Below are 6,017 nucleotides of genomic sequence, written 5' to 3'. Positions count from 1 at the left end.
GGCAGCCGCCGACAGCGACGTGACGCCCAGTCCGGTGAGCACGCAGGCCAGCACGGGATCGGCGGCGGCCTCGCCGCAGACGCCGACGGGTTTGCCTGCTGCGGCGCCCGCGCGCACGGCCATGGCGACCAGCGCCAGCACGGCGGGCTGCCACGGATCGGTGAGCGTCGCGAGGTCGGCGGACATGCGGTCGGCGGCCATCGTGTACTGGGCCAGGTCGTTGGTGCCGATCGACAGGAAGTCGACGTGTTCGAGTATCTGTTCGGCCAGCAGCGCCGCGGCGGGCACCTCGATCATCACCCCTGGCGTCAGGCCATGCGAACGAGCCTGGGCGGCAAAGCGTTTCGCCTCATCAGCGGTGGCGATCATCGGCGCCATCACCCACGGAGGGTTTCCGGTGCGCTGGCCGGCGGCCGCGACGGCCTCCAGCTGCCGCGACAACAGCCCGGGATTGCGCTCGGCGATGCGGATGCCGCGCACACCGAGCGCCGGATTGGCCTCGTCGGGATGGCCGGCGAACTTCAGTGGCTTGTCGGATCCCGCATCGAGCGTCCGGATCACCACCTTGTGTCCCGAGAAGGCGTCGAGCACCTCGCTGTAGATGTCTGCTTGCTCATCGACGGTGGGCTCGGTGTCGCGGTTGAGGAAGCACAGTTCGGTGCGGAACAGGCCGACGCCCTCGGCCGGCGTTTCGCGAGCAGCGCGGGCTGCGGCGCCGTCCTGGACGTTGGCGAGGATCGACACCGTGTGTCCGTCGGCGGTGGCGCCCGGCCCGGCCCAGTGCGCGGCCCGTTCAGCGTCGCGCTGTGATTGAGCGACGGCTTCGGCGGCGACGGTCTCGTCCGGCGCCACGGTGACTGTGCCCAGGGTGCCGTCGACCAGCACCATCGTGCCTGCTGTGACGGCGTCGAGGCCGTCGACGGCGACGACACACGGGATGCCGAGCTGACGGGCGATGATCGCGGTGTGACTGGTGGGCCCGCCGAACGTCGTGGCCAGTGCGACCACGAGATTGGGATCCAGACCGGCGGTGTCGGCGGGGGCAAGGTCCTCGGCGCAGAGGATCGACGGGACCGCAGGCAGCGGGACGCCGGGCTCGGGCAGGCCACTGAGTTCGGCGACAACCCGGTCGCGGATGTCCCGTAGATCGGTGACCCGTTCGGCCATCAGGCCGCCGAGCTGGGTGAACAGGTCGACGAACTGCTCGACCGCCTGCTTGACCGCGGGCACGGCCGCGGTGCCTTCTTTGATTCGCTTCTCGGCGGCGCCCAGCCAGGCCCGGTCCTGCGCCAACGTCGCGGTGGCGGCCAGCACCTCCGACGCCGCCCCGGTGGCGTGCGCGGCGCGGTCGCGCAGCCGGGTGGCGACGGTGGCGGCGGCAGCCGCGAACCGTGCGGCTTCGGCAGGGCGGTCGCTTTCCTCTATGTCAGCCGCGGGTGCGTCGACAACGTCGGGCAGGCGGCCGGGCCGGATCACCGGCGCGTACTGAACACCGGCAACCACTGGCACACCACGCAGAACGGTGGGAAGTGACGTCGGCACGGATGAAGCGGTCATGTGAAGCAGATTACAAGAAATTGTTGACAAGTCAACACGAACAGGAGTAAAACCAAATATATCCACATCAAGTCGGGCCTATACCCACACAAACGGAGCCGCATGTACGCCGAAGAACGTCAGCAAGCGATCGCCTCGCTGGTGCTGGCCCAGGGCCGCGCCTCGGTCACCGAGCTGGCCCACGCCTACGACGTGACCACCGAGACGGTCCGGCGCGATCTCGCCGTGCTGGACAAGGCGGGGGTGCTGCGGCGGGTGCACGGCGGCGCCGTTCCCGTCCGGGCTCTGCATCTCGTCGAGCCCGGCGTCGGCGAACGCGAGACCACCCGCGCCGATCACAAGGACGCCATCGCGGCGGCCGCGACGGAGTTCTTCCCCCTCGCCGGTGCCAGCGTGCTGCTGGACGCAGGCACCACCACGTCGCGCATCGCCGCGCAGCTGCCCGCCGACCGCGAGTTCGTCGTCGTCACCAACTCCGTGCCCATTGCCGCCCGGCTCGCTGGGATGCCGTCAGTCTCCCTGCAACTTCTCGGGGGCCGTGTCCGCGGCCTCACCCAGGCCGCCGTCGGGGAGCAGACACTGCGTGTGCTCGACACCCTGCGGGTGGACATCGCGTTCATCGGCACCAACGGGATCAGCGTCCGTCACGGCCTGTCGACACCCGACAGTGACGAGGCCGCCGTCAAGCGAGCGATGGTTCGCGCCGCGAATTACGTTGTGGTAGCCGCGGACTCGTCGAAGGTTGGCCGCGAGGACCTCGTCAGCTTCGCCCCGATCTCCAGCGTCGACACCCTGATCACCGACTCCGAGATCAGCGCCGCCGATCGTGACCAGCTCACCGAGCAGGGCGTTGAGGTGGTCGTCGCATGATCGTCACCGTCACCCCGAACCCCAGCATCGACCGCACGGTCACGCTGACGGCCCCGTTGACTCGTGGCGCCGTGCACCGAGTCACCTCGGCGACAACCGAACCCGGCGGCAAGGGCGTCAACGTCGCGAGGGCGTTGACGTTGGCGGGCCTGGATGCCGTCGCGGTGATCCCGGCACCGGCAACCGATCCACTGGTGGATGCGCTGCAGGCCAGTGCCGTCGCGTTTCGCTGCGTGCCCACCACCGAGGCGGTGCGGACTAACCTGGCGATCACCGAAATCGATGGAACCACAACGAAACTCAACGAGCCGGGTGCCGCGCTGGACGTCGCCGCTCTCGACGCGCTCACCCGATGCGTGATCGAACTCGCCGAACACGCCTCGTGGGTAGTGCTCTCGGGCTCCCTGCCACCCGGCGTTCCGGACGCGTGGTACGCCGATATCGTCGCGAATCTGGCGGCGTCCACATGCAAAGTCGCGATCGACACCTCCGAGGGTCCACTAGCAGCGCTGGTGGATTCGCTCGACCGTTCCGCACCGGACCTGATCAAGCCGAACGCGGAGGAACTCGCCGGCGTGCTGGGCTTCTCGCCTCAGGCGTTGGAAGCCGCTGTCGCCCAAGGTGATCCCGAACCGGTCGTGACAGCGGCCCACCAACTCGTCGACCGAGGTATCGGCGCGGTGCTCGCCACGCTGGGCGCCGCGGGTGCGGTCCTCGTCGACCAGACCGGCGCCTGGATGGCCACGCCACCGCCGATCGTCCCGCGCAGCACCGTCGGCGCCGGCGATGCCTCTTTGGCCGGATATGTCCGTGCCGAGGTGGGCGGCGCAGTTCCGCCGCAGCGGCTCCAGATGGCGGTCGCGTACGGCAGCGCCGCAGCGGCACTGCCCGGATCAGCGCTGCCCACTCCGGCGCAGATCGACCTCGATGCCGTTCGGGTGAGCCCGATCTCGTGGATTTCTCCAACAACCAACCCGAAAGTATTGCCATGACAAGCACTGCCTCACAACCGATCATCAACACCGATCTGGTGTTGCTCGACATCGATGTAGACGGGGCTGCCGGTGACGCTAAGAAAGCGGTGATCGGCCGGCTGGTCAACCGGCTTGCCGACGCCGGGCGCACCACCGACACCGAGGGTCTGATCGCCGCCGCGATGGCCCGCGAGGAGCAGTCGGCCACCGGACTACCCGGCGGCATCGCGATCCCGCACTGCCGGTCGCCCTACGTCGACACGGCATCGATCGGCTTCGCGCGGCTGAGACCAGCCGTCGACTTCGGCGCCCCGGACGGTCCCGCCGACCTGGCATTCCTGATCGCGGCCCCTGAGGCAGGCGGCGCCGAGCACATGAAGCTGCTGTCCAGCCTCGCCCGCGCCCTGGTGCGCAAGGACTTCGTGGAGTCGCTGCGCACAGCGTCGACTCCCGAGGACGTGGTCGCACTGGTCGACAGCGTGGTCAACCCCGAGCCCACCACGATCGAGAAGCCAGCTCCCGCAGCCGAGCCCGCGAAGGCGCAGCCCAAGACACTGGTCGCGGTGACGGCCTGCCCGACCGGTATCGCGCACACCTACATGGCCGCCGACTCCCTGGTCGCGGCCGCCAAGAAGGCCGGTGCCACATTGCACGTGGAGACGCAGGGCTCCTCAGGCAGCACACCCCTTGACCCGTCGACGATCGCAGCCGCCGACGCGGTCATCTTCGCCACCGACGTCGGAGTCAAGGACAAGCACCGCTTCGCCGGCAAGCCGGTGATCGCCTCCGGCGTCAAACGCGCCATCAACGAACCGGACAAGATGGTCGCCGAAGCCCTCTCAGCCGCAACCGATCCCGCTGCGGCGCGCGTACAAGGAGGTGGCGCACCCGCTGCCACGCCGTCAGCAGCTGGTGGTGGTGTCGGCTGGGGCACCCGGACGCGACAGATCCTGCTCACCGGCGTCAGCTACATGATCCCGTTCGTCGCCGCAGGCGGCCTGCTCATCGCGCTCGGCTTCTTGTTCGGCGGCTACGAAATCGCCAATACACCCGACGGCGAGACCCAGTCGCTGGGCAATCTCATCGCCCTGAACAACTCGCTCACCAACCTTCCGAGCGGGGGCTTCACCCAGTACCTCGGCGCCATTCTGTTCAGCCTTGGCGGGCTTGCCTTCTCGTTCCTGGTACCGGCACTCGCGGGCTACATCGCGTTCGCCATCGCCGACCGCCCCGGTATCGCACCGGGATTCACCGCAGGTGCCGTCGCGGTATTCGTCGGCGCTGGCTTCATCGGCGGCATCGTCGGTGGCCTGATCGCGGGTTTCGCGGCGCTGTGGATCAGCAAAACCAATGTGCCGAAATGGTTCCGAGGCCTGATGCCGGTGGTCATCATTCCGCTCTTTGCCTCACTGGCCGTCGGTCTGCTGATGTTCATGTTGCTGGGCCGCCCGCTGGCGTGGGTCACCACCAGCCTGACGGATTGGCTCAACGGGATGTCCGGCACCTCGGCAATCGTGCTGGGCATCATCCTCGGCCTGATGATGTGCTTCGACCTCGGCGGCCCCGTCAACAAGGCGGCCTACGCCTTCGCCACCGCAGGACTCACCGCGGCGACCACCGCGTCGTTCGAGATCATGGCAGCAGTGATGGCCGCAGGCATGGTGCCGCCGCTGGCGATGGCACTGGCTACCTTCGTGCGCCCAGGCCTGTTCACCGAGCCGGAACGGGAAAACGGCAGGGCCGCTGTGCTTCTCGGAGCCTGCTTCATCTCTGAGGGCGCCATCCCGTTCGCGGCGGCCGACCCGCTGCGGGTCATCCCGTCGATGATGTTCGGCGGCGCTATCACCGGTGCGCTCACGATGGCGACCGGCGTGACGTTGCGGGCGCCGCACGGAGGCATCTTCGTGTTCTTCGCGATCGGCAACCTGGCGTGGTTCGTCATCGCCACACTGATCGGAACAGCGGCGGGCGCATTGGCCGTCATCGCCGCCAAGCAATTCGCAAAGCCCAGCGTCACGGTCGACGAGACCCCCGCGCTGGCCACCGCCTGATCCACCCCACCACCGAAGGAGAACACCTCATGCCCGCCAAGACCGTCATCGTTGGCTCGGCCATCGGCCTGCACGCCCGACCCGCCGCCATCATCGCCGAAGCCGTCGTCAACGCCGGTGTACCCGTGACGCTTTCCGTGGACGGCGGTGAGCCGGTGGACGCCGGCTCAGCGCTGATGATCATGACCCTTGGGGCGGGCAACGGCGCCGAGGTGACCGTCTTCTCCGAGGACGATCAAGCGCTCAAGACCGTCGCCGAACTGGTCCAGCAAGACCTCGACGCCTAGCTCGGGCTCGCGCGCCGAAACGGTATTCCAGCAGCAAAATCCCGAGAACGGACCTGCTGGAATACCGTTTCGCGGCGCTCGGTAGGCCCGTACCACCCAAAGAAAGCGGAACAGCTACCTCTGGACCCCCGTTACGATTCCGACACACCACGAAGCGCACCATATTGCCACCGCGGTCGCGGCGCCACCAGCGCCCCTCGAGCAACCGATCGGGGCGGCTGAGGGTGTCGACCATGGCGGCGACCTCGGGGTGGGGTTGGCCGAACGCGGTGAGCACT

General features: G+C 68.4%; 5 protein-coding genes and 1 pseudogene. 4 read left to right on the top strand and 2 right to left on the bottom strand.

What is annotated here, in order from left to right:
• The coding region (locus VFH65_RS14605; RefSeq protein ID WP_353322403.1) for a phosphoenolpyruvate--protein phosphotransferase at positions 1 to 1,557 on the bottom strand (1,557 nt) is incomplete at its 3' end.
• 102 nt (positions 1,558 to 1,659) lie between these two features.
• Here VFH65_RS14605 and VFH65_RS14600 point away from each other — a divergent pair.
• From VFH65_RS14600 to VFH65_RS14585, 4 genes are read left to right on the top strand one after another with little or no spacing between them, the layout of a single operon-like run.
• Complete coding sequence (locus VFH65_RS14600; RefSeq protein ID WP_353322402.1) at positions 1,660 to 2,427, top strand: DeoR/GlpR family DNA-binding transcription regulator; 768 nt, start codon at positions 1,660 to 1,662, stop codon at positions 2,425 to 2,427.
• A complete protein-coding gene (locus tag VFH65_RS14595) occupies positions 2,424 to 3,419 on the top strand; it encodes a 1-phosphofructokinase family hexose kinase (protein ID WP_353322401.1) in 996 nt (331 codons plus the stop codon). Before VFH65_RS14600 ends, VFH65_RS14595 begins: the two co-directional genes overlap by 4 nt.
• Entirely contained in the window at positions 3,416 to 5,452 is a 2,037-nt protein-coding gene (locus VFH65_RS14590) for a PTS fructose transporter subunit IIABC (protein ID WP_353322400.1), read from the top strand. Before VFH65_RS14595 ends, VFH65_RS14590 begins: the two co-directional genes overlap by 4 nt.
• Before the next feature lie 29 nt (positions 5,453 to 5,481).
• Positions 5,482 to 5,739, top strand: coding sequence for an HPr family phosphocarrier protein (locus VFH65_RS14585; protein ID WP_353322399.1), 258 nt, complete (start codon positions 5,482 to 5,484; stop codon positions 5,737 to 5,739).
• 130 nt (positions 5,740 to 5,869) lie between these two features.
• Here VFH65_RS14585 and VFH65_RS14580 read toward each other — a convergent pair.
• A pseudogene (locus VFH65_RS14580) lies at positions 5,870 to 6,017 on the bottom strand (ESX secretion-associated protein EspG); the annotation flags it as partial.

Source organism: Mycobacterium sp. (assembly GCF_035697385.1).
Taxonomy (GTDB): domain Bacteria; phylum Actinomycetota; class Actinomycetes; order Mycobacteriales; family Mycobacteriaceae; genus Mycobacterium.
Note: the sequence above shows the minus strand (reverse complement) of the source record. Positions and strands in the feature narration are given on the sequence as shown.